This is a genomic window from Nonomuraea sp. 10N515B (genome assembly GCF_052245915.1).
Classification (GTDB): Bacteria; Actinomycetota; Actinomycetes; order Streptosporangiales; family Streptosporangiaceae; genus Nonomuraea.
Map to the genome: position 1 here is coordinate 1 of NZ_JBQQBQ010000069.1, position 22,871 is coordinate 22,871.

General features: G+C 71.1%; 25 protein-coding genes. 10 read left to right on the top strand and 15 right to left on the bottom strand.

Features of this window, described 5'->3' with window-relative positions; translation table 11 throughout:
- Positions 1–293: 293 nt before the first annotated feature.
- The gene (locus tag ACTWQA_RS49875; protein WP_443165854.1) at positions 294–1,076 is read left to right on the top strand and encodes an inositol monophosphatase family protein; all 783 of its coding nucleotides are present in this window, start codon (positions 294–296) and stop codon (positions 1,074–1,076) included.
- Positions 1,077–1,098: 22 nt separating this feature from the next.
- On the opposite strand, the gene ACTWQA_RS49880 is transcribed toward ACTWQA_RS49875, so the two are convergent.
- The 3 genes from ACTWQA_RS49880 to ACTWQA_RS49890 are packed head-to-tail and all read right to left on the bottom strand — an operon-like array spanning position 1,099 to position 3,229.
- On the bottom strand, positions 1,099–1,782 hold the full coding sequence (locus tag ACTWQA_RS49880; RefSeq protein ID WP_443165855.1) for an HAD family hydrolase: 684 nt from the start codon (positions 1,780–1,782) through the stop codon (positions 1,099–1,101).
- A gap of 20 nt (positions 1,783–1,802) precedes the next feature.
- Positions 1,803–2,522: a hypothetical protein gene (locus ACTWQA_RS49885; protein ID WP_443165856.1), complete on the bottom strand. Its 720-nt coding sequence runs from the start codon at positions 2,520–2,522 to the stop codon at positions 1,803–1,805.
- A 53-nt stretch (positions 2,523–2,575) separates the two neighbouring features.
- Entirely contained in the window at positions 2,576–3,229 is a 654-nt protein-coding gene (locus ACTWQA_RS49890; protein ID WP_443165857.1) for a GntR family transcriptional regulator, read from the bottom strand.
- 68 nt (positions 3,230–3,297) lie between these two features.
- Here ACTWQA_RS49890 and ACTWQA_RS49895 point away from each other — a divergent pair, with 68 nt between their 5' ends.
- Complete coding sequence (locus tag ACTWQA_RS49895) at positions 3,298–4,485, top strand: CaiB/BaiF CoA transferase family protein (RefSeq protein WP_443165858.1); 1,188 nt, start codon at positions 3,298–3,300, stop codon at positions 4,483–4,485.
- Entirely contained in the window at positions 4,482–5,351 is an 870-nt protein-coding gene (locus tag ACTWQA_RS49900; protein WP_443165859.1) for an HpcH/HpaI aldolase/citrate lyase family protein, read from the top strand. Before ACTWQA_RS49895 ends, ACTWQA_RS49900 begins: the two co-directional genes overlap by 4 nt.
- Here ACTWQA_RS49900 and ACTWQA_RS49905 read toward each other — a convergent pair.
- The 8 genes from ACTWQA_RS49905 to ACTWQA_RS49940 all read right to left on the bottom strand — a co-directional run bounded on the left by ACTWQA_RS49905 (position 5,348) and on the right by ACTWQA_RS49940 (position 14,109).
- The gene (locus ACTWQA_RS49905) at positions 5,348–5,986 is read right to left on the bottom strand and encodes a TetR/AcrR family transcriptional regulator (protein ID WP_443165860.1); all 639 of its coding nucleotides are present in this window, start codon (positions 5,984–5,986) and stop codon (positions 5,348–5,350) included. The genes ACTWQA_RS49900 and ACTWQA_RS49905 overlap by 4 nt on opposite strands.
- 67 nt (positions 5,987–6,053) lie before the next feature.
- Positions 6,054–6,266 (bottom strand): hypothetical protein, encoded by a 213-nt coding sequence (locus ACTWQA_RS49910; protein WP_443165861.1) that lies wholly within the window; start codon positions 6,264–6,266, stop codon positions 6,054–6,056.
- Positions 6,248–6,877, bottom strand: coding sequence for a hypothetical protein (locus ACTWQA_RS49915; RefSeq protein WP_443165862.1), 630 nt, complete (start codon positions 6,875–6,877; stop codon positions 6,248–6,250). Before ACTWQA_RS49915 ends, ACTWQA_RS49910 begins: the two co-directional genes overlap by 19 nt.
- A gap of 24 nt (positions 6,878–6,901) precedes the next feature.
- A complete protein-coding gene (locus ACTWQA_RS49920; protein WP_443165863.1) occupies positions 6,902–7,828 on the bottom strand; it encodes a hypothetical protein in 927 nt (308 codons plus the stop codon).
- Between the two features lie 75 nt (positions 7,829–7,903).
- A complete protein-coding gene (locus ACTWQA_RS49925) occupies positions 7,904–9,169 on the bottom strand; it encodes an MFS transporter (protein WP_443165864.1) in 1,266 nt (421 codons plus the stop codon).
- Between the two features lie 275 nt (positions 9,170–9,444).
- Entirely contained in the window at positions 9,445–12,660 is a 3,216-nt protein-coding gene (locus tag ACTWQA_RS49930) for a glycosyl hydrolase family 95 catalytic domain-containing protein (RefSeq protein ID WP_443165865.1), read from the bottom strand.
- Positions 12,661–13,533: 873 nt separating this feature from the next.
- The gene (locus tag ACTWQA_RS49935; protein ID WP_443165866.1) at positions 13,534–13,863 is read right to left on the bottom strand and encodes a hypothetical protein; all 330 of its coding nucleotides are present in this window, start codon (positions 13,861–13,863) and stop codon (positions 13,534–13,536) included.
- 72 nt (positions 13,864–13,935) lie between these two features.
- Complete coding sequence (locus tag ACTWQA_RS49940) at positions 13,936–14,109, bottom strand: DUF427 domain-containing protein (protein WP_443165867.1); 174 nt, start codon at positions 14,107–14,109, stop codon at positions 13,936–13,938.
- A gap of 174 nt (positions 14,110–14,283) precedes the next feature.
- On the opposite strand from ACTWQA_RS49940, the gene ACTWQA_RS49945 reads away from it, so the two are divergent.
- The 7 genes from ACTWQA_RS49945 to ACTWQA_RS49975 all read left to right on the top strand — a co-directional run bounded on the left by ACTWQA_RS49945 (position 14,284) and on the right by ACTWQA_RS49975 (position 18,938).
- Positions 14,284–15,486 (top strand): DUF3179 domain-containing protein, encoded by a 1,203-nt coding sequence (locus ACTWQA_RS49945; protein ID WP_443165868.1) that lies wholly within the window; start codon positions 14,284–14,286, stop codon positions 15,484–15,486.
- Positions 15,483–15,977: a redoxin domain-containing protein gene (locus ACTWQA_RS49950; protein ID WP_443165869.1), complete on the top strand. Its 495-nt coding sequence runs from the start codon at positions 15,483–15,485 to the stop codon at positions 15,975–15,977. Before ACTWQA_RS49945 ends, ACTWQA_RS49950 begins: the two co-directional genes overlap by 4 nt.
- A gap of 176 nt (positions 15,978–16,153) precedes the next feature.
- Complete coding sequence (locus ACTWQA_RS49955) at positions 16,154–16,663, top strand: hypothetical protein (RefSeq protein WP_443165870.1); 510 nt, start codon at positions 16,154–16,156, stop codon at positions 16,661–16,663.
- Position 16,664: 1 nt separating this feature from the next.
- Positions 16,665–17,180 (top strand): RNA polymerase sigma factor, encoded by a 516-nt coding sequence (locus ACTWQA_RS49960; protein ID WP_443165871.1) that lies wholly within the window; start codon positions 16,665–16,667, stop codon positions 17,178–17,180.
- Positions 17,164–17,880, top strand: coding sequence for a hypothetical protein (locus ACTWQA_RS49965; protein WP_443165872.1), 717 nt, complete (start codon positions 17,164–17,166; stop codon positions 17,878–17,880). Before ACTWQA_RS49960 ends, ACTWQA_RS49965 begins: the two co-directional genes overlap by 17 nt.
- Before the next feature lie 50 nt (positions 17,881–17,930).
- Positions 17,931–18,188 (top strand): DUF3040 domain-containing protein, encoded by a 258-nt coding sequence (locus ACTWQA_RS49970; RefSeq protein ID WP_443165873.1) that lies wholly within the window; start codon positions 17,931–17,933, stop codon positions 18,186–18,188.
- Between the two features lie 210 nt (positions 18,189–18,398).
- Complete coding sequence (locus tag ACTWQA_RS49975; protein ID WP_443165874.1) at positions 18,399–18,938, top strand: carboxymuconolactone decarboxylase family protein; 540 nt, start codon at positions 18,399–18,401, stop codon at positions 18,936–18,938.
- Positions 18,939–18,978: 40 nt separating this feature from the next.
- Here ACTWQA_RS49975 and ACTWQA_RS49980 read toward each other — a convergent pair whose 3' ends face one another.
- The 4 genes from ACTWQA_RS49980 to ACTWQA_RS49995 all read right to left on the bottom strand — a co-directional run bounded on the left by ACTWQA_RS49980 (position 18,979) and on the right by ACTWQA_RS49995 (position 22,667).
- On the bottom strand, positions 18,979–20,412 hold the full coding sequence (locus ACTWQA_RS49980) for a dihydrolipoyl dehydrogenase family protein (RefSeq protein ID WP_443165875.1): 1,434 nt from the start codon (positions 20,410–20,412) through the stop codon (positions 18,979–18,981).
- Positions 20,413–20,426: 14 nt separating this feature from the next.
- Positions 20,427–20,921, bottom strand: coding sequence for a glutaredoxin domain-containing protein (locus tag ACTWQA_RS49985; RefSeq protein ID WP_443165899.1), 495 nt, complete (start codon positions 20,919–20,921; stop codon positions 20,427–20,429).
- A 184-nt stretch (positions 20,922–21,105) separates the two neighbouring features.
- Entirely contained in the window at positions 21,106–21,918 is an 813-nt protein-coding gene (locus ACTWQA_RS49990) for a cytochrome c biogenesis CcdA family protein (RefSeq protein WP_443165876.1), read from the bottom strand.
- A complete protein-coding gene (locus tag ACTWQA_RS49995; RefSeq protein WP_443165877.1) occupies positions 21,915–22,667 on the bottom strand; it encodes a DsbA family protein in 753 nt (250 codons plus the stop codon). Before ACTWQA_RS49995 ends, ACTWQA_RS49990 begins: the two co-directional genes overlap by 4 nt.
- Between the last annotated feature and the right edge of the window lie 204 nt (positions 22,668–22,871).

Consider the following 22,871-nt stretch of genomic DNA (forward strand, 5'->3'; position numbering starts at 1 on the left):
CGAAGAACAGTTCGATGACCTCCAGCCGTGTGCCCGACCGGCGCACGGTGCCCGCCCCACCCCCCAACAGGGGTGGACAGCGTCCGGCGGGCCAAGCACCCCAGACGACCCGCCCACCCGCGGGACGCACAGGACTTGCACGCGATCCTCACCAGCGGACCGGCTTCCACCGCGTCGCGGCCACCCCCGTACTCCCCCTGGGACAGTACGCAGACGGCCCGCCACGGCCACGCCCGCCCGACTTGCCGGAAATACTCAGGTAAACATAGAGAATCGCAGACGCTGGAGGCGAGATGGATGAGACACAGCTGCTCGACACCGCGACCGAGGCGGCCAGGTCCGTCGGCCCCCGGCTCTGCAAGGCGTTCCGCTCCCGGCCCGAGGTGAGCACCAAGCGCGACTTCCACGACCCCGTCACCGAGCACGACCGGGCCGCCGAGGAGGCCATCCGCGCGGTCATCGAGGCGCGCGTGCCCGGCAGCGCGATCGTCGGCGAGGAAGGCGGCGCGACCGGCTCCGGCGACCTCACCTGGTATGTCGACCCGATCGACGGCACCGCCAACTTCGCGACCGGGCTGCCGTTCTTCTGCGTCTCCATCGCCGTCGCCGTGCGCGGCGAGCTGGTCGCGGGCGTCGTGTACGACCCCGTGCGCGACGACGAGTTCACCGCCACCACCGCCGGCGCCTGGTGCAACGGCACCCCGATCCGCAGCCGCGGCGCGCGCGCCGACCGCGAGGCGATGCTCCTGTGCGCCTATCCCACGCCGCTCGACCTCGCCACCGAAGGGGAGGAGGCGCTGCGGCGCTACGGGCGGCTCCTGGAGTCGTTCTCCACGGTGCGGCGGCCCGGCAGCGCCGCGCTCAACCTCGCCCACGTCGCCGCCGGGTGGTCGGACGCCACGTACGGCACCGGGTCCCACCCGTGGGACGTGGCGGCCGGGGCGCTGCTGGTCCGCCAGGCGGGCGGCGTGTACGTGGGCGACCCGCTGGCGAAGGGCGACTATCTGGCGCACGTGGGCGGCTTCGACCTGGCCGGATCGGTGCTGGCCGAGGTGAGTGTGCGCTCCTCCGGCTGAGCCGCGCTAGTGCGGGAACGGGTCAGCGGACCAGGCCGGGCAGGTCGGTCAGCGTCGTGATGCGGGGGAAACCCGGCGGCGCCGGCTCGACGCCGAGGCGGTCGAGCCAGACCGAGCGCATCCCGGTCGGCGCCGGCCCGGTCACGTCCTTGTCCACGTCGTCGCCCACCAGCAGCACCTCCTCCGGCGCCAGCCCGAGCGCGGCGGCCGCCCCGGTGTAGGCGGCGGGCGACGGCTTGAAGAAGCCGCCGAGCACCTCGCCCGTCAGCACCGTCCCCAGCGGCCCGGCCAGCCCGATCGCGTGGACCTTCGCCTCCTGCATGCGCTGCCCGCCGTTCGTCAGCACGCCGAGCGCGAGCCCGGACAGCGCCGCCACGGCCTCGGCCGCGTCCGGGTAGGCGGCCCAGCCCTGACGGTAACGCTCGGCGAAGTCGGCGTAGGCCGCGTCCAGATCGCCCGGTTCGTCCACCAGCAGCTCCCGGCAGAGCGCCCGCAGGCGGTGGCGCCGCTGCTCCTGCAGCGAGCACTCGCCCGCCTGCCACATCGCCAGATAGGGCCCTTCCAGCCCGGCCCAGAGCCCGGGCACATCGGCCAGGCGCGGGTGGCCGGGGGAGTGCGCCGACAGCCAGCCGATGATCGCGGCGTCGGCGGCGGCCCGGTGGTCGAGCAGGGTGCCGTCGAGGTCGAACAGGATGCCTTTGATCATGACCCTCCCAGCCTACCGGCTCACGCCATGGCCTCGGCGGCGATGCGGGCGGCGGTCTCGCCGGGCGGGTAGCCGAGGGTGAGGCCGCGTACCGACAGCGGGGTCAGCGCGAAACGGGCCTCGCCGTCGTCGCCCAGGACGTAGTCCAGCGCGGGGGAGCGGTGGCGGTGCGCCTCCAGCGCCGCGGCCTCCCGCTCGGCAGGCTCCGGCGGGAGCACGTCCCGGTAGTCGGCGATCAGCGCGTCCAGGTCGAACAGGTGCGCGTACGGCTCCGCCCGCCCGGCCACCACCCGGATCACCTCCCCGATCACCCGCGCCTGGTACACCAGCCCGGCGCCGCCGCATTCGGCGAGCCAGGCCAGCGCCTCCTCGGGCGGCAATGTGAACGCCCCGTACGGCTTGCGCCCGTACAGCAGCGCCTCGGCGATCCACCGGTCGCACCAGAGCTCATCCGCGTACGGCACGGGCGCGGTGGGGTCGAGCGCCACCCCCAGGGACAGCACCGGGTTCCACGGCGACACCATGGGGTTGCTGAAGCGCGGCATGCGTGGGCCGAGCCAGCGGCTGAGCGGGTAGCCGAACCAGACGGTCACGATCTCCGCCTGCCGATCCGGCAGGAGGCGCTCGTAGACGCCGTTCATGAGCTGGCCCCCGTCAGGGTGCCGCCAGGGGCCGGGCATGACACCCTGGGGGATCGGTGGAGTGCGGTAGTCGGGATGCAGGATCCACGCGTCCGCCACGGTCTCCGTCCTTCCGGGTCGCCGTCTGCCAGAGCACCAGAGTGGCACATGGGTCAGCGGTGGGCGCGGAACTCGCCGGCCTGGCGGACGTGGTCGATCATGATGCGCTCCGCGGCGGCGCCGTCGCCGGACTCCAGGGCGGCCAGGATGCCCTCGTGCGCCTCCAGCTGCACCTTGACCTGGGCGTCGTCCAGCCACAGCGACGCCTCGGCGGGCACGGGGAGGCTGTTGCGCACCGCCCTGGCGTGCGCGCCCAGGAACGCGGGCCCGCCGATGTCCACGATGCGCAGGTGGAAACGCCTGCTCTGCTCGCCGAGCCGGCCGTTGCCGCCCTCCGCCGCGTCTGCGGCCATCGCGGCGTGCAGCTCGCGTAGCTCCGCCAGCTCCTCCGGAGTGATCCGGGCCGCCGCCAGGCGCGCGCCGAGGCCCTCGACGACCGCGCGCAGGCCGTAATACTCCGCCAGGGCGTCGTCTCCCAGGTCCACCACGGTCGCCCCGTGATGTGCCTCGTAGCTGATCAGCCGGTCCTTCTCCAGCCTGCGCAGCGCCTCGCGCACCGGCGTCACCGACACACCGAGCCGCCTGGCCACGTGCCCGGCGCGCAACGCCGTGCCGCCGGGGATCCGCGCGCTGCGGATCTCGTCGAGCAGCACGGTGTAGACGTAGTCGGCCTTGCTCATGGGCGGCCGCGGCTCGGTGCCTGACATATCCCCAGTGTCCCGTATTGCAGTCACAAAGGTTGACCTATGACATATTTCTTATAAGTTACATACCCATGACGAGCCTGGGCGACCTGCGGGTCATCGACGCGGCGACGTTGTTCGCCGGTCCTTCCGCCGCGATGATGCTGGGCGACTTCGGCGCCGACGTGATCAAGATCGAGCATCCCCGGCGCGGCGACCCGTCGCGCGGCCACGGCGCCTCCGTGGACGGCGTGGGCCTGTGGTGGAAGACGCTGTCGCGCAACAAGCGCAGCGTGGCCGTCGACCTGTCCGGCGCGGAGGGGCAGGAGATCCTGCGCCGCCTGGCCGAAGGCTCCGACGTGCTGATCGAGAACTTCCGCCCCGGCACCCTGGAGCGCTGGAACCTCGCCCCCGACGAGCTCATGAAGCTCAACCCGCGGCTGATCGTGGCGCGGATGACCGGGTTCGGGCAGAGCGGGCCGATGGCCCGGCAGCCCGGGTTCGGGACGCTGGCGGAGGCCATGAGCGGGTTCGCGGCCATGACCGGGCAGCCCGACGGGCCGCCCACCCTGCCGCCGCTGGCCCTCGCCGACGGCATCGCGGGCCTCGCCATGTCGTACGCGATCATGGTGGCGCTGCACGCCCGTGACCGCACGGGACGCGGCCAGGTCATCGACATGGCGATCATCGAGCCCATCCTGGGCCTGCTGGGACCGCAGATGACCGCCTACAAGGCCCTCGGCGTCGTGCCGCGGCGGACCGGAAACCGCTCGAGCAGCAACGCCCCGCGCAACACCTACCGCACCCGCGACGGCCGCTGGCTGGCGATCTCCACCAGCGCCCAGCCCATCGCCGAGCGCGTCGTCACCCTGGTCGGGCGGCCCGACCTGGTCGAGCAGCCGTGGTTCGGCACGGGGCACGGCCGGGTCCAGCACGTGGACGAGCTGGACGAGGCCGTCGGCTCCTGGATCGCCGAACGCGACGCCGCCGAGGTCATCGCCCGCTTCGAGGAGGTCCAGGCCGCGGTCGCGCCCATCTACGACGTGACCGACATCGCCGAGGACCCCCAGTACGCGGCGCTGGGCACGTTCGTCGAGCTGCCCGACGAGGAGCTCGGCTCGCTCACCATGCAGAACGTGATGTTCCGCCTGTCGGACACGCCCGGCGAGATCCGCTGGCCGGGGCGGCCGCTCGGCCGGGACACCGACGAGGTGCTCGCCGAGCTCGGCTACTCCGGCGAGCGGATCGCGGCGCTGCGCGCGGCCGGGGTGATCGCATGAGCGTGCCCTGGGCGCCCGTGACCTGGTTGTACGTCCCCGGCGACCGGCCCGAGCGGTTCGCCAAGGCCGTCGCGTCCGGCGCCGACGTGGTCATCATCGACCTGGAGGACGCGGTCGCGCCCGCGCGCAAGGACGAGGCCCGCGCCAACGCCGCCGCCTACCTGCGCGCGGGGACAACCGGCGTCCCCGTGCACGTGCGGATCAACGACCTGGCCACCGAGCGGGGGCAGGCCGACCTCGCGGCGGTGGGGGAGCTGGCCGCCGCCGTGCGGGTGCCCAAGGTGGAGTCGGCCGCGGTGCTGGACATGGTCGCCGGCGCGCGGGCGTACGCGTTGCTGGAGTCGGCGGCGGGGATCGTCGCCGCCCGGGACATCGCCGCGCACCCGCGTGTGGCCGGCGTCGCGCTCGGCGAGCAGGACCTGGCCGCCGAGCTGTCCATCACCGACGAGAGCGCCATGAACCACCTCAGGCTGCAGGTCGTGCTCGCCGCCGCCGCGGCCGGCCTGCCGCCGGTCTCCATGTCCGTCTACCCGCACGTCAACGACGAGGCCGGGCTGGTCGCCTCCTGCCGGGCCGGCCGTGCGCTCGGCCTGTTCGGCAGGACCGCCATCCACCCGCGTCAGATCCCCGCGATCAGGCGGGCGTTCCGCCCCACCGAGGAGGAGGCGGCCAGGGCCGCCGAGATCGTCGAGGCGGCCGAGCATGCCGAGCGTTCGGGGATCGGCGCGGTCGCGCTGCCCGACGGCCGCTTCGCCGACGCCCCGATCGTCGCCCGGGCCCGCCGCACCGTGGCCTTGAACCGACAGCTCGCGGACGATGACCGTGGCGGCCGGGGCCTGTTCCACCGGACGGGCCGCGAGGACTAGGACGGCTGCCACCAGCGGGCCGACAGCTCCTCGTCCTCCGGGGCCGGCCCCGGGAGCCCTCGGTGCGCCGGCGGCACCCGCAGCGAGTCCATGACAAGCGCCAGGTAGCGGTGGCGCAGCTGGGAGGTGCGTTCGTCGTCGCCGAGCTTGATCGAGGCGATCTGCTCGAACAGCAGCGCGATGTCCGCCGGCGTCACGTCCGGGCGCAACACCCCGGCCTCCACCGCCCGGTGGTGCATCTCGGTGGCCAGGCCGCCGGCCCTGACCGCCAGCCGGCCCAGCTCCTCCGTCGGCTGGAACGTCCCCGCCAGCTTGATCGTCAGGGAGTTGGTGTCGGCGTCCACGATGCCGCGCAGGTATCCGGCGAACGCCTCCCACGGGTCTCCTTCGTCGGCCAGCGCCCGCTCGGTCACCTCGATGTAGAGCTCGAGCCCGTCGCCGCACAACTTCTGCAGGAGGGCTTCCTTGCTGGGATAACGGCGGTAGAGTGCGCTGATCCCGACGCCCGCCTTCTCGGCCACGGCCGCGATGGGCGCGCCCGGATCGGCGGTGAAGACCGCGCGGGCCGCCTGGAGGATCAGCTCGTCGTTACGCGCTGCCTGGGCCTTGCGGCCGCTCATGGGAGTGGTGGTCATACGTCCATTATACGGGAACGAATAATTCCGTTCTGCTAGTGGGGCCGCCGCGCCGCGACCATGCGGCTCAGCGCCGGGGAACGATCCTGAGGGACCGCACCAGGGTGTCGACGTCCGGCCACAGGCGTTGGTGCGTGTCGGGAATGGTGATCCACAGGACGGCGGGCCGGGGGCGTCCGGTGTCGACCGCGATGGCGACCGACAGCTCCCGCCTGGCCTTGCGGCCGTCCGGGCTCGGTGGCATCTGGATCATCCGGGCGATCAGCCAGCCGCGCCGCACGGCTGCGAGGCGAGGTCACGGCCCGTCGTCCCCGCGGGGAACGCGCCGGCCTGTTTGTGGTCGAGCATCGCCCGGGCGGCATCGTAGAGACTGTCTCCGGCGTCGAGGTCGGACCATAGATGCTGGGAGTCGATGTCGGCCCACCACTCGCGATCGTCGTCCGGGCCGTAGGTCTCGGTCAGCAGCGTCTGGCGCAGGTTGTAGCGGCCGTCCTGGATGGGACCGTCATCGATCGGGCGGCTGCGCCGCCACGGGGAGCCCAGCTCGGCGAACGACAGTCCGGTTTTGGCGTCGGTCACCCTGCCGATTACGGGAGAGCCGCGGCCCCGGTGGCGGCGGAGCTCGACGACGGTCCCCTCGGGGATTCTCGTGACCTCGGGCCCGCTCGGGGACGGAGTGGGCGTCACGCGGGTGGGGGTGGGCGACGGCTCGGAGGACGGAGGATCGGGAGTGGCGGCCGTCACGCGCGGGGACGGGCTCGTCATCGAACGGGGCGCCGGGGCGGATCCGCTGCCGACGGCCATGGGGATGCCGATGACGAGTTCGGCGAGGAGGACGGCGGCGCCGAGGAGCGGGATCCACGCCGGGAACGGCGCCATGAGGCGCCGCATGCGATCGGAGGTACGCGGCACGGGTCAGCCCTCCCGGGGGATCAGGGTGAGGCCGGCGAGCCGGGCCTGTTCGACGCTGTCGCGCAGGGACGCCTCGAGCCGCCCGGCGCGCTCGGCCAGCTCGCCGACCTCCTCGGCCGCCAGGTCGTCGCGCACGGTCCTGGAGAGCAGCTCGCGGTAGGCGTCGCCGTCATCGGCCAGGTCCTGCAGGGTCCGCCACTCGGCGTACACCTCCTCGGCCTCCTCGGTGCGCCGCGCGTACTCCTCCAGGGACGAGATTCGCTGGGCCAGCGCCCGGGTGGCCACCTTGAGCGCCTCCTCCTGGGATTCGAGCATGGCGGAGATGCGCTCGGTGACGCGGCCCGACCGCGCGCCCGCCTGCTCGCGCCGCAGCCGGGTCAGCTCGGTCAGCGTCTCGGCGATCTCCCACTCCTGGCGGGGCAGGATCACGCGGTTCGCGATGCCGTCGAGCAGGCCGTCCCGATCGAGCCTGGAGCGCAGCACTGTCGCCGTGGCGTCCACCGTCCGTTCCAGCAGCGCGGCATCCAGCGGCTCCAGCATCGCGGCGCTCACGTACCGGCCGCGGTAGCGGCGGCCGTACCTCGCCACAGGGGACTCCCCCGCCAGGGCCACGAGCACCAGCAAGGCTGTGGCCTGCACCGTCAGGGCGGCGAGGAAGAACGTCGTGGGGCCGTACCGGATCCAGACGGCGAGCAATGCGGCCTGCAGCAGCAGCCCGGTGAGGAGGACGCGCCGGCCACGGTGGACGAGGCCGACGACGAGCGGGAGGACACCCCACAGTGCCGATAGGGGCAGGGCGGTCAGGACGTCACCGGGCATCCGCCCGCCCCAGGCGGGCCGCTCCGGATCAGGGGGCAGGAGCTCGGGGCGGGTGGCCATCAGCAGGCGGTGCCCCTCGGGAAGACTGGGGTCGAGGACGAGCGCGCTCACGAACCCTGACTCTCCCGGAACACTGTTTCGGCATGCTTGCGGGCCGCTTGCACGAGCACGGCCCGCAGACGGCCTTTACCTGGGGGCGCGTGGGAGGACCATCCTGGCCGGGTTGACGAGGAGGAGGCCTGCGACGCCGACGATGGGGAGGAGGGTGAGCTGCCAGAGGCCGGCGCCATCCCAGCCGAGGGCGCCTACCAGGCGGGCGAACAGGAGGCCGGAGAAGGCGGCGGCCACGTAGTAGGACAGGATGAACAGCCCAGCGCCGCGGCCGACGTGGTGCGGGCGGACGGCCCGCTGCATGGCGGTGGAGCAGTTGGTGAACAGGAAGCCGCTGGCGAACGTGCCCATGAGGAAGGACAGCAGATACTGCGCCTGCGCCGAGGTGGCGACCTGATACATCAGGTAGGCGGTGGCCGAGGTGGCGACCATGGCGAACATCAGCAGGCGGGGCTGGTTGAGCCGGTCGCCCAGCCAGCCGGCCGGCAGGGCCATCATGGCGCCCAGGCCGCCCATGGACACGGCGAAGGCCGCCTGGTCGGGGGCGAAGCCGAGCCCGTCGCGCAGGAAGGTGGGGTAGAGGCCGAGGTAGCCGTAGAAGACCAGCCCGGACACGGCGCACGCGATGCCCATGCCGAGGGTGTTGCGGTTGTAAGGGGAGGCCGGCACATGGTCGTAGGACGCGGCGTCGCGCTCGGTGGTCGTGCCGGTGACCGCCTCGGTCATCGTGCGCGACACCGTGGCCGCGATGAGCAGGCTCATGACGAGACCGGCGGCGGCGAACAGGAAGAACGGCGCCCGCCAGGTCCCCCAGCTGCCTGCCACCGAGGAGCCGAGGAGCGGACCGAGGAAGACGCCCAGGCCGAAGGCCACCCCCACGACGCCGGCGGCCAGCGCGCGGCGGTGGAAGAAGAACGCCCCGATCACCGCGTACAGGACGGTGGCCTGGACGCCCTCACCGACCCCGGAAACCAGGCGGTAGACGCTCATGTCGACGAAGCCCGCGGCCAGCGGGATGGCCAGCGTGCCGAGCGAGTAGACGAGCACGCTGACGAGGATGATGGCCTTGCGTGAAAGCCGGTCGGCCAGATAGCCGGCCGGAGGCCCGGCGAGCGCGAGTCCCAGCGTGAAACCGGTGGCCAGCAGCCCGCCCTGGTCAAGGGAGAAGCCGAGCTCGGCCCGGATCTCCGGCAAGAGGGGATAGAAGATCTGCCGGTCCATCGCGTTGAGCATGTACGAGGCGCACAGGACCGCGAACCCGATCGCGACGGAGGCCTTCGTCACCTGCTGGGAGCTCACGGGGGAGGTGCCGCCTGGGGGACGGTCGGTGGCGCTGCTCATGGAGTGCTCCTAGGTGCTGGGGGAAGTGAGCCAGCGGCGGACAATCGTCCGTATACCGGTCGCACGGCTGGCCTCAGAATGATGTGCGGCGCGATTGCTGTCAAGAGCCGGGCAAGCGTGACGGTACGCAGCGTCACCACATTCGCGGACAGTCGTCCGTACCATGGCGAGATGTCGGCCGAGCCACACGGTCGCGGGGGCGCCGAAAGCGCAAGGAGCCGGATGGGACGTGGGGTCCCATCCGGCTCCGGACGCACGCCGCGAAGGAGCGGACGTCAGAAGGCGAGCTGCCGCCAGTTCTTCACCTCGTCGGCGGTCAGCGTCCTGGCGATGATGGCGGCCCTGTCCAGCCCGCCGGTCAGTCGCTGGCCGCCGCCCTGGTCGGCGCCGAAGCGCAGCGGGCGCGAGGTGCAGCCGGTGATGCCGTCGGAGGTGGCCTGGCCGGTGGCCTTGCGCTCGCCGTTCACATAGGCGGTGAGGGCGCCGCCGCGGTCCAGGGTGACCACGAGGTCGATCCAGCGGCCGGTGGGCAGGGTGGTGTTCAGGGTGACGTTCACGCCCGCGCCGATGAAGCGCAGCGTGTTGCTCGGGGTCACGTCGAGGAGCACGCCGTCCGTGCCGGGGTCACCGGACCGCTGGGAGTCGAACAGCCGGCGGTAGCCGCTGCCCGCGATCTTGACCTCGGCGGCGAACGTCGCCTCGCGTACCAGTCCGAGGGTGGTGTCCGCGGTGGTCAGGTAGGTGGTGCCGTCGAGGACGAGCCCGCTGCCCGATGGGGCGGTGGCGTCGTACGCGGCGGCGCCGGTGACGGTGGCGTTGCGGCCGTTGCCCGAGGCGTCGGCGACCGTGCTGCCTTCCTGCGGGTCCCAGGCGACCAGGACCGAGCCGCTCTCGGGCGGGGCGCAGGGTTCCAGGGCGAGCACGGCGGAGGCCGCGCCCTTCCAGGAGTCGCCGGTGACCGCCGTGGACAGCACCGCGCGGCGCGAGCCGTCGGCCGGTCCGGGCGTGACGGTGAAGGCGGCGGTACGCCTCTCGCCGGGCGCCACGGCCACCAGGTGCCGGGTGACCGGCTCGACGGTCCAGCCCTGGGGCACGGTGAGCGTCACGGCGGCGGCGGGCACCGCACGCCGCCCGGTGGCGGTGACCGTGACCTGGGCCTCGAAGGCGATGCCCGGCCTGGCCGTGGCGGGCGTCTTCAGGGCGACGGCCGCCTCGTTCTGGATCGTGTACGCCTTGCCCGCGCGGGCGTTCCAGCTCAAGGTGTCGCCGTCGCGGTGCGGGCCGACCTCGTGGCCCTGCTCGTCGTAGACGCGGTAGCGGCCGGCGATGAACGGCGACCTGACCTTGATGGGCCCGGTCTTGCCCGGGCGCACGGTGACGGTGGCGGGGGCGCCGTCCTTCCAGGTGGCGTCCACGGTGACGTCGCCGCGGGCGCGCAGGCCGGACACCGAGCCGTCCCGCCAGGCGGAGGGCAGCGCGGGCAGCACGTGCACCACGTCGTGCTGGCTCTGCACCAGCATCTCGGCGATGCCGGAGGTGGCGCCGAAGTTGCCGTCGATCTGGAACGGCGGGTGGGTGTCCCACAGGTTGTCCAGCGTGGAGGCCTTGAGCTGCTCGGCGAGCATCTTGTGCGCGTGGTCGCCGTCCAGCAGCCGCGCCCAGAAGTTGATCTTCCAGGCCTTGCTCCAGCCGGTGCCGCCGTCGCCGCGCGCGGTCAGCGAGACCTTGGCCGCCTCGGCCTCCGGGGTGCCCGGGGCGATCTGGTTGCCCGGGTGGAGGGCGTACAGGTGGGAGACGTGCCGGTGGGTGTCGGTCTTGGAGTCCCAGTCGCTCTTCCATTCCTGGAGCTGGCCCCAGGAGCCGATGCGCAGGCCCGGGTCGAGCTTGGCCAGGGCGGCGCTCACCTCGGCCTGGAAGTCCTCGTCCACGTTCAGCTTCTTGGCGGCGGCCAGGGCGTTGGTGAACACCTCGCGGACGATCTGCTGGGACATCGACGCCCCGGCTGAGAAGTCGCCGTGCTCGGGGGAGTAGCTCGGGGAGACGAGCAGCTTGCCGTCGCGCGGGTCGGTGTGCAGGAAGTCCAGCCAGAACTCCGCCGCGCCCTTGATGACCGGGTACGCGGTCTCACGCAGGTAGCTCACGTCGCCGGTGAAGCGGTAGCTGTCGTAGAGATGCTGGGTGGTCCAGGCGGCGGCGTCGGGGAACCAGAAGGCGGTGGCCCAGTTGTGCACGCCGGTGAAGCCGAAGGGGTTGGTCTCGTTGTTGACCACCCAGCCGCGGGCGCCGTACATGTCCTGGGCGGTCTTGCGGCCCGGCGCGACCAGGGCCGAGATGTAGCGGTCATACGGCGTGGTGGTTTCGTGCAGGTTGGTCTGCTCGGCGAGCCAGTAGTTCATCTGGAGGTTGATGTTGACGTGGTAGTCGGCCGACCAGGGCGGGCTGGTCGACTTGTTCCAGACGCCCTGCAGGTTGGCGGGCAGCAGGTCGTTCTCCCGCGAGGAGGAGATGAGCAGATAACGGCCGTAGGCGAAGAACAGCGCCTCCAGCGCACGATCGTCTGGCGAGGCGCCGCCGGTGTAGTTCCTGCGCAGCTGGTCGGTGGGGATCGTCGGAGCGGTCTGGCCGAGGTCCAGCTTCACCCGGTCGAACAGCTTGCGGTAGTCGGCGACGTGCGCGGCCTTGAGCTCGTCGTAACCCTTCGCGGCGGCCGCGTCCACCGCGGCGGTGACCGTGGCGTGCGGGTCCTCGCCGCGGTAGGCGGGGTAGGTGCCGGCGTAGTCGGTGCCGGCCGAGAGCACGAACACGGCGCTGTCGGCGCCGGTGACGGTGATCTTGTCCCCGGCGTCGGTACGGGTGCCGCCCTGGGTGATCACCTGCACCTGGGCCTCGAAGGTCATCTTGTTGTCGCTGAGCTGCCCGCGGATGGTGAGCCGCCCGCCGGCGGCCGTGACCGTCTTGTCGTTGCGCGGCGAGGTGTGGCGCAGGGTGAACGTCACCTTGCCGCCCTGGTCGGCGGAGAGCCGGCCGGCGATCACGTTGCCGGGGTTGCCGGCGAAGTACTCGCGCTCGTAGCGGACCCCTTCGGCGGTGTAGCCGACGCGGGCGACGGCCTCGCGCAGGCTTAACTCGCGGCGGTAGCCGGCCGGGTTCTGGGGCGCGCCGGCGAAGTCGAGGTGGAGGTCGCCGAAGGTCTGGTAAGCGCCGAAGCCCGTCTTGGGCTGGCCCAGCTTGGCGGCCACGGCGCCCGGCGCCATCTTGCCATCGCGGTCGATCTGCTGCTGCACCTCGGCGATGGCGCCCGGCCGCGGTGTCTTCCAGTTGCCGAAGTCGTAGCCCGGGGAGCCGGGGCCGCCGGTCCACAGGGTCTTCTCGTTGAACTGGATCTGCTCCGACGCCACGCCGCCGAACACCATCGCGCCCAGGGGACCGTTGCCGATGGGCAGGGCCTGCGTCTCCCAGTCATTGGCGGGCTTGTCGTACCAGAGCGTCAAGTCATCGGGTGTCCAGCCCGAACTGGCCGGCGGCTGCGGGCCTGGTTGCGCGGACGCAGGGGCTGAGAGCCCGGCTGCCAGGGCGAACGCGACCATCAGGCTGACGCTGATTCGTCGCCTCGAGGGGTGAGCCACGGAGTCCTCCGATCACATGGGACATCGATCAAGGAGATAGCACCGAAATGAGCTCGTAACAAGAGTTGACATCCGATGTATTTGGCGCAGCTTCACGGGATTGGCGGGATCCCGCAGAAACAATGCACTAAGCGGCCATATTGATCCGATGTCATGGCGGCGATGGAACCCTGGGGACCAATTAGTCGAGCAGCGCGCGCCGTGGCGACGTCGGTGATGAGTCGCCGTGCTCGGGGGAGTAGCTCGGGGAGACGACCCAGCGCGGGTGCGAAACACCGGGCATGGACCCGGCCGCCGTCCCGGAGGTCACCGGCGAACACATACAGGTGCGGCGACCATCCTGCGGCGATGCCGGCCGACCACTCGCCCCGGTCCAGCACCGCGCGGTCCACGGTCTCGGCGCTGGTCACCTGGACATAGCAGAAGTTCACGCCGACGCCGGCGTACCAACATGCCGCGATGTCGTCCTCGGCCAGCGACAGGGCCGCGACCGCCGCCTGCCTGGCCGGCGCGGCTTTCCGCTTTATGCGGTGTGAGCCGGGAGAGACCTTCGTCCCCGGCAGGTCATCGTCACGCCGCAGCAGCCGGCGCCGCCGCTACTGAGCAGTCCACAGACAGGCGCCCTCGTGGCGCCCTCACGGCCCTGCGCGATGGGGTTCCTTGCGGCGGTTCAAGGCCGCCCGCCCGCGTAGCCGCTTCCATTCCTCGAAGTCTGGGCACACGCACATGATGACGCCCTCACGGCGTGGCGAGCGTGCCGAGCCAAGTGGTCACTCCCCACAGCACGGCATAAGTGGCCACCGCGACGCCGAACACGGCGAGCAACCGCCCGCGTAAGCGCTTCATCCCAGCGATCGAGCAGGCCTGACGGCGCCGCAACGACCGCCACACCAGCACTACGAGTACGGCGAGCCCTGCCAGGCGGAACCACCAGGCGTAGGAGTCGTAGAGCTCGGTCGCCCAGGCGAAGGCCGTGCCCGCGCTGACGAGTCCGAGCAGGGCCAGGACGGTGGGGCCGACGCAGCACAAGATCCCGGTCAGACCGCTCACCAGCCCGATGCGCAGCACCGCGAAAGGGCGATGAACCGACGCGGGACTGGGCGCGGGGTCGCTTTCTTGCGCGTTCTGGAGGTTCACCGCTCACCCGCCATCCGTCCCCGCAACCGTGACATCCACCCGCCGGAGCGGGCCGTTTCCCGGCCGCAGGAGGTCCATGTTCAGCGCTTCCTTGGGGAAGTAGTGATTGCCCTCCACCCGGACCGTCCGCTCGCTTTCGGCGATTACGACGCCGTTCCACACCGCTCGTATCGTCACACGTCCACTCTGCCCGCTATGGCAGGTGGGGCCGACCGGCATTGTCAGCCAGCTGACACGATCCCCGAGGGGCAACGCAGTTTTGTCAGCGGGCGAACACTTGCAATCACGAGGGATGTCTCCGCGTCCATCCTGGTGAAAGGGAGCCATCCCGATGAGGGAGGGAGCAGCGCCATGCTCACGTCCCGGATCGCTGCGCTTACCGTGATCGCGCTGGTCACCGCCGCTTGTGCCAGCGGCGATTCCACTGGAACGCGTCCCACCGGCGCCTCGCCGACGCCGGTCGTGCTGGAGTGGTCGCGGCCCTCTCCCGCTGAGGACGTGCCATCGGCGCTGGACGACCCGGCGGGCAAAGACCTGCCGCGGCCGCTGGTCAAGGTGGATCGGCTGGTCAGCGGCGGCCCGCCGCCGGACGGCATCCCCTCCATCGACCGGCCCCGTTTCCAGCGATCCGACCAGGTCGGCTGGCTGGCCGATCAGGAACCGGTGCTGGCGGTCGAGGTCGGAACGCACCGCCGCGCCTATCCGGTGCAGATCATGATCTGGCATGAGATCGTCAACGACACCATCGGCGGCGTGCCGGTCGCGGTCACCTATTGCCCGCTGTGCAACTCGGCGCTGGCCTTCGATCGTCGCAGCGCGGGGCGGACGCTGGACTTCGGCGTGTCCGGTCTGCTGTACAACTCCGACCTGGTCATGTTCGATCGGCAGACCCGCTCGCTGTGGTCGCAACTCGAAGGCCGCGCCGTGGCCGGGATGCTGACCGGCACGCGGCTGCAGCGCGTGGCGGTGGCGACCGTCCCCTTCGGCCAATGGCGCCAGGCCAACCCGCTGGGCTGGGTGCTGTCGCGCGACACCGGCGTTGCGCGCGACTACGGGCGCAATCCGTACCTCGGCTACGACCAGCCCGGCGAGGATCCCTTCCTCTTCGATCAGAAAGCCGACCCGCGACTGCCACCCAAGACGCGCGTCGTGGGTCTCGGCCACGGCACCGACGCCGTCGCCGTCGCCGTCGCCGTCACGCTCGACCGGCTCGCCCGCGAGCGCGTTACCGAACTCCAGGTCGCCGGGCGGCCGGTGACCATCTGGGCGCAACCTGGACTGGCCTCCGCGCTGGACACCGACCAGATCGCCCAGGGCCGCACAGTGGCAGCCACCGGCGCGTTCGATCCGGTGGTCGACGGGCGGCGGCTACGCTTTTCGGCCCAGAGCCAAGGCGAGCACGTCACCGACGACGCCACCGGCAGCCGCTGGAACCTGCTCGGCGAGGCGATCTCCGGCCCGCTGAAGGGCACGCGCCTGGCCAAGGTCGATCACGTGGACACCTTCTGGTTCGCCTGGGTGGCCTTCTCGCCCAAGACGGAGATCCTTTCATGAAGCACCGGATGCGCGCCTGCGCCCTGTTCATCGCGGCAGCACTCATGCTGACCGCATGCGGCGACGGCGGCCGAACGGCGCCCACGCCGGATCGCCTTGACTTCAGCCTGACGACCCTGGACGGCGGCACCTTCGACGGCTCATCACTGCGGGGCAAGCCCGGCGTCCTGTGGTTCTGGGCGCCCTGGTGCACGATCTGCCGAGCTGAGGCGCCCGAGGTGGGCCACGCGGCCGAACGCTTCAAAGGCAAGGTCACCGTGGTGGGAGTGCCCGGACGAGGGCAGGTGGCGGACATGCGGCAGTTCGTCAAGGACACCGGCCTGGGACACCTCACCCACGCCGTCGACTCCGACGGCAGAGTGTGGGCCGCCTTCGGCGTCGCCTCCCAGCCCGCCTTTGCGTTCATCGACCGGACAGGGGCCGTCGAGATGTTCACCGGATCCCTGCCACCGGCCGACCTCACCGCCCGGATGACAGCGCTCGCCTCCTGAAAGACATTAGGCCAGATCAAGCCGGCTTCCCTCGCCGAACGTGTCAGCTTGCTGACACAACAGCGGCCGCGCCGGCCCGGCTGCGCTGAGTTGGAGATAGGCGCAATCAGTGCCCCCTGTCACCCGTCCGTAGAGGTGATGGGAAAGGGAACGAACGATCGCGTAAGGAGTCGATGATGGCTGCTGAACCTCTCTTCGCCCGGCTTGTCCGCGGCGCGGTGGGCGGCCTGGTCTCCGGCATGATTTTCGCCGGAGTGACCATGTGGTTCGCTTCCACCCAGCCGCCGGGCAAGGCGGACATGCCGCTGCACATGATCGCCAGCATCGTCCAGGGCGGCAAGCCGGCGATTATGGCCGGTGCGACCAGCGCCGGAGTGGGGCTGGCGGTGCATGTGGTGCTGTCCATGGCCTTCGGCGTGATGTTCGCGCTGATCGTGCCGATGCTGCGCACCAACGGCACCATCGCCCTGGTCGCCACCGTGTACGGCGGGCTGCTGTATGTGGTGAATTTCTGGCTGCTGTCGCCGCTGCTGTTCCCGGTCTTCCAGGACGCCAACCAGCCGTTCGAGTTGTTCGCCCACCTGGTGTTCGGCACCGTGCTGGGGTTCTTCTTCTACGGCTCCGGCGCCCGCCGCCAGGAGGGCTTCGTCTCGATCGGCCCGGCCCAGCACACGGCGCCCCGGTGAGATGATGGCCCAGCGGCACGACCGTTTCCTCCAGGCCACCATGCCCGCAGCGGACCTGGTCTTCAACCTGGCCCGGCAGCTGACCCGCAGCCCCGCGGACGCCGAGGACCTGGTGCAGGAGACCTATGCCCGGGCATGGGCGGCCTGGATCGACGGCCGCACGCCGCGCAAACCGGCGCCGTGGCTGGCCACCATATGCCTCAACCTGGGCCGTGACCGGCTGCGCCGGACCGCCACGCACACCGAGACCGCCTGGCAGCCCGGCTTCGACCCGCCAAGCCAGGCGGATGTGGAGAACGAGGCGATCACTCATACGGTGATCGAGGCGGCGCTGCGCAGCCTGCCGCAGGAGCAGCAGATCGCGATCACGCTGATGGACCTGTGCGGGTTCACCGCGGCCGAAGTCGCGTCCATCACCCAGACTCCTCGGGGCACCGTGCTGGCCCAGGTGCACCGGGGCCGCAAGAAGCTGGCGCAAGTCGCAAAGGAGGTGAAGCCGAATGCGCCACGATCCTGAACGCGACTCTGCCGCCTACCTGGCCGACGAGCTCGGCATGTTCGCCCGGCTGCGCTTCGAGCGGCACATGCTCGACTGCGACGACTGCTGGCAGGAGGCCAACACCGCGCGTCAGGGGCGGATGCTCGCCGAATCCCTGCGCGAGGTGGCCCCGCCCTCGACGCGCGAGCGGATCCGGGCGGTCGCCGAGTGCGTGGAATTCCCGACGAGCCCCCCGATGCGCTGGCCGTACCTGCTGGCCGCCGGGGCGGCGGTGCTGATCGTGCTCGCCGCCGTGCTCGTCCCCCTGGCAACCGAGCGCGGCCCCACGGAGACAGATCGCGGCTCACCGGCTCCGTTGACGGTCGCCGCCAAGCTGATGGAGTCGGACACGCTGAGCCTGAGCCCGGAGCCGGCCCCAGCAGCGAAGCACATCGGGGCGTATGACTGGCGCGGCACGGCCCAGCGCGACGTGGGCGGACTGCCCGCCACCATCTACAGCTACACCGATCCCGCCGGTCGCCGGATGCTGGTCCTGGCCTCCCCGCAGGCGTTTCCGCGTGCCGAGGGCGCCCGCGACATCGAGCCGGCGCCCAGTTGGCTGGCCACGGTCAACGGCGCGTCGCTGTTGTGCGCGGACCGGAACGGGGTGTCCTGGCTCGCCGTAGCGACCGACGACGCCACAGCTATGACGGCAGGCCGCACCCTCGGCCTGACCTGAACCCCACGTGCCGAAAGCCGTACGGAAGTCAGAAAGCGAGACGGTACAGAGTGCTGGTGATCTTCATGAGTCTGACCGGAAGGGAGCGCCGCACCCTCGCCGAGATCGAGGACGCGCTCGTGCGGGAGGACCCCGCGTTCGCCCAACGGATCGCCGCGATCAACAGGATCGAGGCAGGAGACACCCCTGTCAGGCCGGCGTCTTCGGCTTTTTGGCCCAGACCGTGGATCGAACGCCGCGTCGTGCTCCTGCTGCTGGCCGCGCTGGGAGTCATCACCCTTCTGGTGATTGCCGTGCTCCTGACATGATCGCCCACGGCCGTTTCACGATCGATAGGTCGTTGGCTTGATGGCTGGGCGATGAGGTAGGCCATGATCACAGCGGGACTCAACCAGGAGGAACTATATGCAGCAATTTCCCATTCATCCCGCAATCGACATTCATGGCGACACGGTGTATACGGGATTGGATGCCCGTGTGGCTCTGCAGGTTCCTCCTGTCCCGAGTCTGGAAGGGGCATGATGTACCTGCCGTCGCTGGCGGAGAACGCGACGCTGCTCGACGTTTTCCGGGCCTACCCAGACACTGCACGACCGCTGCTCGACTACCATCAGGCGCTGATGCGCGGCCCTTCGCCGCTGGAGGTGGCCGAGCGGGAACTCATCGCCGCCTATGTGTCGGCGCTCAACGCCTGTGGCTACTGCCACGGCATCCACAGCAAAGTCGCCGAGTCATTCGGAGTAGGTCAGGACACCTTGGCTGCCGCGCTCGACGACCTCGAAACCGCACCGGTCGCCGAGAAGATGAGACCGGTGCTGCGCTATGCCCGAAAACTCACCCTCACCCCGAGCCGCATCACGCCGGAGGACGCCTCCGCCGTCCTTGAGGCGGGCTGGGCCGAGCGGGCCCTCCATGATGTGGTGGCGGTGTGCGCACTGTTCAACTTCGCGAACCGCTTCGTGGACGGTCTCGGCGTCACTGCCGGTCCCGACTATTTGGCCATGTCAGCCCAGCGACTCACCTCAATCGGGTATGCGGGGCTGAAGGACATGTTGTAGGCAGGATCGCGCGCACGGTGGGCCATGAGGGGGCCAGGCCTTAAGGTATCGACCTCCGGTTGGCGGGAGAGGAGATCGGCTGGGCGGTATGCCCACCGTAGGTCCCGAAGAACTGCGCGGCGGCCTGCTGCACCGCCATGGACCAGGTTGGGTATGCGTGGGTGGTCTGGGCAAGGCGGCCGGTGAACATGCGGGTGCGCATGGCCAGAGCGAGCTCGTTGATCATCTCTCCGGCTCGTGGGGCGACGATGGTGGCGCCCAGCACCCGTCCGCCGCCCACCTGGCGCAGGATCCGGCGCGGGCCGGCGATGATTTTGATGAACCCGTCCGTCGCGCCTTCGGTGACGGCCCGGTCGAGCTCGCTCATCGGCAGGTAGGCCGCCCGTGCGCCCCGTCCGGCGGCCTCGGCTTCGGTGAGGCCGACCTGCGCCACCTCCGGGCCGGTGAAGGTGACCCGCGGGATGGCGGATTCGTCATAGGCGCGTTTCCTTCGATGCAGAGCGTTGTGCACGGCGGTGCGGCCCATCAGGTACGCGGCATGGGTGAGCTGCAGTCGCCCGGTCACGTCACCGGCGGCATAGATACCGGGCGCGGTGGTGGCCAGGTGGCGGTCGGTGCGCACGCCGCCGCGGTCGTCATCGACCCGGACGCCTGCCCGCTCCAGGCCCAGCCCATGGATGTCCGGGCTGTGCCCGACCGCGAGGAGCAGCCGCTGGACGTTCAGGGTCGTGTCGTCGTCCAGCGTCAGGCGCACGCCATCGCCGTCCCGTTCGACGCGCGCCACGGTCGCATCCGTCACGAGCGTCACCCCCTCCCCGGTCAGCGTCGCGGCGATCACCTCCGAGGCCTGCCGATCCTCACCGGGCAACACACGTTCCGCGGCCTCGACGAGGGTGACGTCGACACCGAGACGGCCGAAAGCCTGAGCGAGCTCGCAGCCGATCGCGCCGCCGCCCAAGACAGCCATCGAGTGCGGCTTGTGTACCAGCTCGAAGACGTCGTCACTGGTCAGATAGGGCGAGGTGGCCAGCCCGGGAACGAGTGGGACGGATGGCCGGCCGCCCGTGGCGATGATGAACGCTGCTGCCCGCAGCCGACGGTTGCCCACCTGGATGGTGCTGGGCGAGTGGAAGGCGGCGTAGTCCCGGCATACCTCGATGCCTTCCTGGGTGAGGGCGTCGGCGTCCTCGGTTGCCGCGATGTGTGCTACGGCGTGCCGTACACCGCGCATCGCCTGGTCGAACGGCTCGCCCCGGGCCGCGGCCGCGATCAGTGTCTTGGACGGCACGCAGCCGGTGAAGGTACAGTCGCCGCCCGGCTCCCCGCCTGAGACCAGCAGCGTGCGGGCGCCGTATCGGACCCCGGTGCGGGCGGCGGCCAGCCCGGCCGCGCCCGCGCCAATCACGATCAGGTCGTAGTCCTCGCCCACGGAACGCCTCTCCCATCGGTTCGTCCGGTCCTGGATCGATCTCATCCCGTCATGCCCCCTCACGCCGGGCGTGTGTCAGGGCACTGACGGGGTCGCCTGCCCGGCAGGATCCCGTCCTCCTGAGGGAGGGTGATGTGGCCGACCGTCGCGGCCACAGCGGCGGCAGGCGGCAACGGTCTCGCGTTCAGACGGCGTGCAACCGGCGTGGCCGCCACCACGAGGGCAGGCCCCAGGCCGGCCGCCCATGGCCGTCGGGAACGGCCGTCCCGTGCGGTCACGGGCTCCACCCCTGCTGCGGCGTAGACGTCAGCGGCTGACGGGTTGACCATGGCGTGGCGGCGGACGACCACGGTGGGCACGATCTCATCTCCTCCGGTGATCTGTCGAACCCTGGCGGCGGCTTGCGGGTCCGCCCAGATGTTGACCTCTTCGATGTCCAGGTTGTCGCCGGCGCGCAACTCCCAGCGCAGCATGGTGCAGCAGGGGCAGCCGGGCCGCCAATACAGCCCATCCAGCCTCAGAGTGCGGCGTGGCCGGCGTGCGGCAAGTGTCAGAAATGCGGCAAGGTCTGCTGGTTCGGCCCGCTGGTGGACCGTGGGGTCCGGCGAAGATCAGGCTGCGGCCGTCGCGGTCTTCCCGGCCTCCGACTGCGGCGCTCGCGGTGCCCGCCCGCAGGCTGATCCCCCGACCCGCACCCCGAGGACCTCTTCCCGCAGGCGTGCATGGCCTGCTCGCCGCTCATGGCCGGGACCGGGCCAGCCGCCACGCGACGACCACGACGACAACGAGGGAGGCGAGCGGCACCACCAGCAGGTCGGGCAGTTGCAGACCGGCGGCGAACTCCTGCAGCCCGGCCTCCCAACTGTCCGGGAACGGCACGCTCAGGCTGCGGGTGCCGTCGAAGACGAGGAAGACGATGCCAAGGCCGATGAAGGTCAGCCCGGACAGCAGGGTGGTGGTGTGCAGGTGCAACGGGCCGAGCCGGATGCCGCGCCCACGCAGCCAGCGTCGGCGGCCGAGGTCGAAGCGCTGCCACAGCACGGCCAGGATGAGCAACGGCGTAGCCATGCCGGCCGCGTAGAGCGCCAACAGTATGGCTCCGCGCAGCGTGTTGCCTGAGGAGGCGGCGATGGTGAGTACGGCGCCGAGCACCGGCCCGGCGCAGAACCCGGCCAGCCCGGAGACGGCTCCCAGCGCCAGCACCGCGCCGGGCGAGTCGCCGCGGATGCGGTCCCGCAGCCGCTCCAACGGGCCGATCGCCCAGCCCTGCCCGGCCCATTGGAGGACTCCCAGCGCGATCAGCAGCACCCCCGCCCCGGTGATCAGTAGCTCCTGGTGGCCGTAGAACAGGCGGCTGACCAGGGCCGAGCCCATGCCCAGCGGCACCAGTACGGCGCACAGGCCGATATAGAACAGCAGGGTGCAGCCGATGAGCGCGCTGCGGCCGGGGAAGGCGTAGGCGAAGAACGCCGGCAGCAGCAGCGCGCTACACGGGCTGAGAAGCGCGAACAGCCCACCCAAGAAGGCGGCGGCGTAACCGATGTCAGTCATCGCCGTTTGCGGGCCTTCTCGATCGCGGCGACGAACTTGGCCAGCGGCTGGGCGCCGAAGAAGACCTCGCCGTTGATCAGGAAGGCCGGGGTGCCGGGTACCCCGAGCTGGGAGCCGAAGGCGAAGTCCTGCTCCACCGCCTGGCGCAGCGCCGGGTCGCGCCGATCGGCATCGAACCGGGCTACATCCAGGCCCACCCGGGCGGCGACGGCGCGCAGCCGCTCGTCGGTGAGGCTCCCGGACTGCTCGGCGTACAGCGCGTCGTGGAAGGGCCAGAACTTGTCCTGCCGGGCCGCGGCCCGGGCAGCGATCGCGGCCCGTTCGGACTCGCGGCCCAGAGCGGGAAAGTCACGCCAGAACAGCCGCACGACGCCGGTGTCGATGTAGCGGCGGCGCAGCGCCGGTTCGACGGTGCGGGCGAACCGCCCGCAGTTGACGCATTTGAAGTCGCCGAACTCGACGATCGTCACCGGCGCCGAATCCACGCCCTGGGCCAGTTTCATGTCGATCGGCGGCACTGTCGGGCCTTCCCAGGTCGGCGTCGGCCGCGCGGTTTCGGTCGCAGGCTCGGCCGTCTGGCTGATGCCGCTCTGTTCAGGCTCGAAGACCGCCACCGCGCCGCCGGGATCGGCAGGCTGATCCAAGGCGGTGACGGCCAGAACCGCCAGCAGCGCGGCCGCCGCTCCCGCCGCGGCGAGCAGGCGCATGCGCGGGCCGGCGACGGCTTTCCTGACAGGTTCTAGCCCCACGTTCTCCATCCCTTCCCCACTGGCAGGATAGGATCTCGCAGCCGGGGACCGGTGCTGGAAGGAATGTCAGCAGCACAACAGTCCCCGTGATCCGTTGGTGCTGGGCAACAGCCGTTAACGGCTCACCAGGTGGCCAAATCGGCTGATGCGCCTGTGCTTCGCCGCCCACGACCAGCGTCATAGCATCCCGTACCAGGCTCCCGA

Bases quoted from the DNA above. Each gene is read 5' to 3' on its own strand.
- ACTWQA_RS49875 (WP_443165854.1), top strand. From the start codon at position 294: ATGGATGAGACACAGCTGCTCGACACCGCGACCGAGGCGGCCAGGTCC.
- ACTWQA_RS49880 (WP_443165855.1), bottom strand. From the start codon at position 1,782: ATGATCAAAGGCATCCTGTTCGACCTCGACGGCACCCTGCTCGACCAC.
- ACTWQA_RS49890 (WP_443165857.1), bottom strand. From the start codon at position 3,229: ATGTCAGGCACCGAGCCGCGGCCGCCCATGAGCAAGGCCGACTACGTC.
- ACTWQA_RS49895 (WP_443165858.1), top strand. From the start codon at position 3,298: ATGACGAGCCTGGGCGACCTGCGGGTCATCGACGCGGCGACGTTGTTC.
- ACTWQA_RS49900 (WP_443165859.1), top strand. From the start codon at position 4,482: ATGAGCGTGCCCTGGGCGCCCGTGACCTGGTTGTACGTCCCCGGCGAC.
- ACTWQA_RS49905 (WP_443165860.1), bottom strand. From the start codon at position 5,986: ATGACCACCACTCCCATGAGCGGCCGCAAGGCCCAGGCAGCGCGTAAC.
- ACTWQA_RS49915 (WP_443165862.1), bottom strand. From the start codon at position 6,877: ATGCGGCGCCTCATGGCGCCGTTCCCGGCGTGGATCCCGCTCCTCGGC.
- ACTWQA_RS49925 (WP_443165864.1), bottom strand. From the start codon at position 9,169: ATGAGCAGCGCCACCGACCGTCCCCCAGGCGGCACCTCCCCCGTGAGC.
- ACTWQA_RS49945 (WP_443165868.1), top strand. From the start codon at position 14,284: ATGCTCACGTCCCGGATCGCTGCGCTTACCGTGATCGCGCTGGTCACC.
- ACTWQA_RS49950 (WP_443165869.1), top strand. From the start codon at position 15,483: ATGAAGCACCGGATGCGCGCCTGCGCCCTGTTCATCGCGGCAGCACTC.
- ACTWQA_RS49955 (WP_443165870.1), top strand. From the start codon at position 16,154: ATGGCTGCTGAACCTCTCTTCGCCCGGCTTGTCCGCGGCGCGGTGGGC.
- ACTWQA_RS49960 (WP_443165871.1), top strand. From the start codon at position 16,665: ATGATGGCCCAGCGGCACGACCGTTTCCTCCAGGCCACCATGCCCGCA.
- ACTWQA_RS49965 (WP_443165872.1), top strand. From the start codon at position 17,164: ATGCGCCACGATCCTGAACGCGACTCTGCCGCCTACCTGGCCGACGAG.
- ACTWQA_RS49975 (WP_443165874.1), top strand. From the start codon at position 18,399: ATGATGTACCTGCCGTCGCTGGCGGAGAACGCGACGCTGCTCGACGTT.
- ACTWQA_RS49980 (WP_443165875.1), bottom strand. From the start codon at position 20,412: ATGAGATCGATCCAGGACCGGACGAACCGATGGGAGAGGCGTTCCGTG.
- ACTWQA_RS49990 (WP_443165876.1), bottom strand. From the start codon at position 21,918: ATGACTGACATCGGTTACGCCGCCGCCTTCTTGGGTGGGCTGTTCGCG.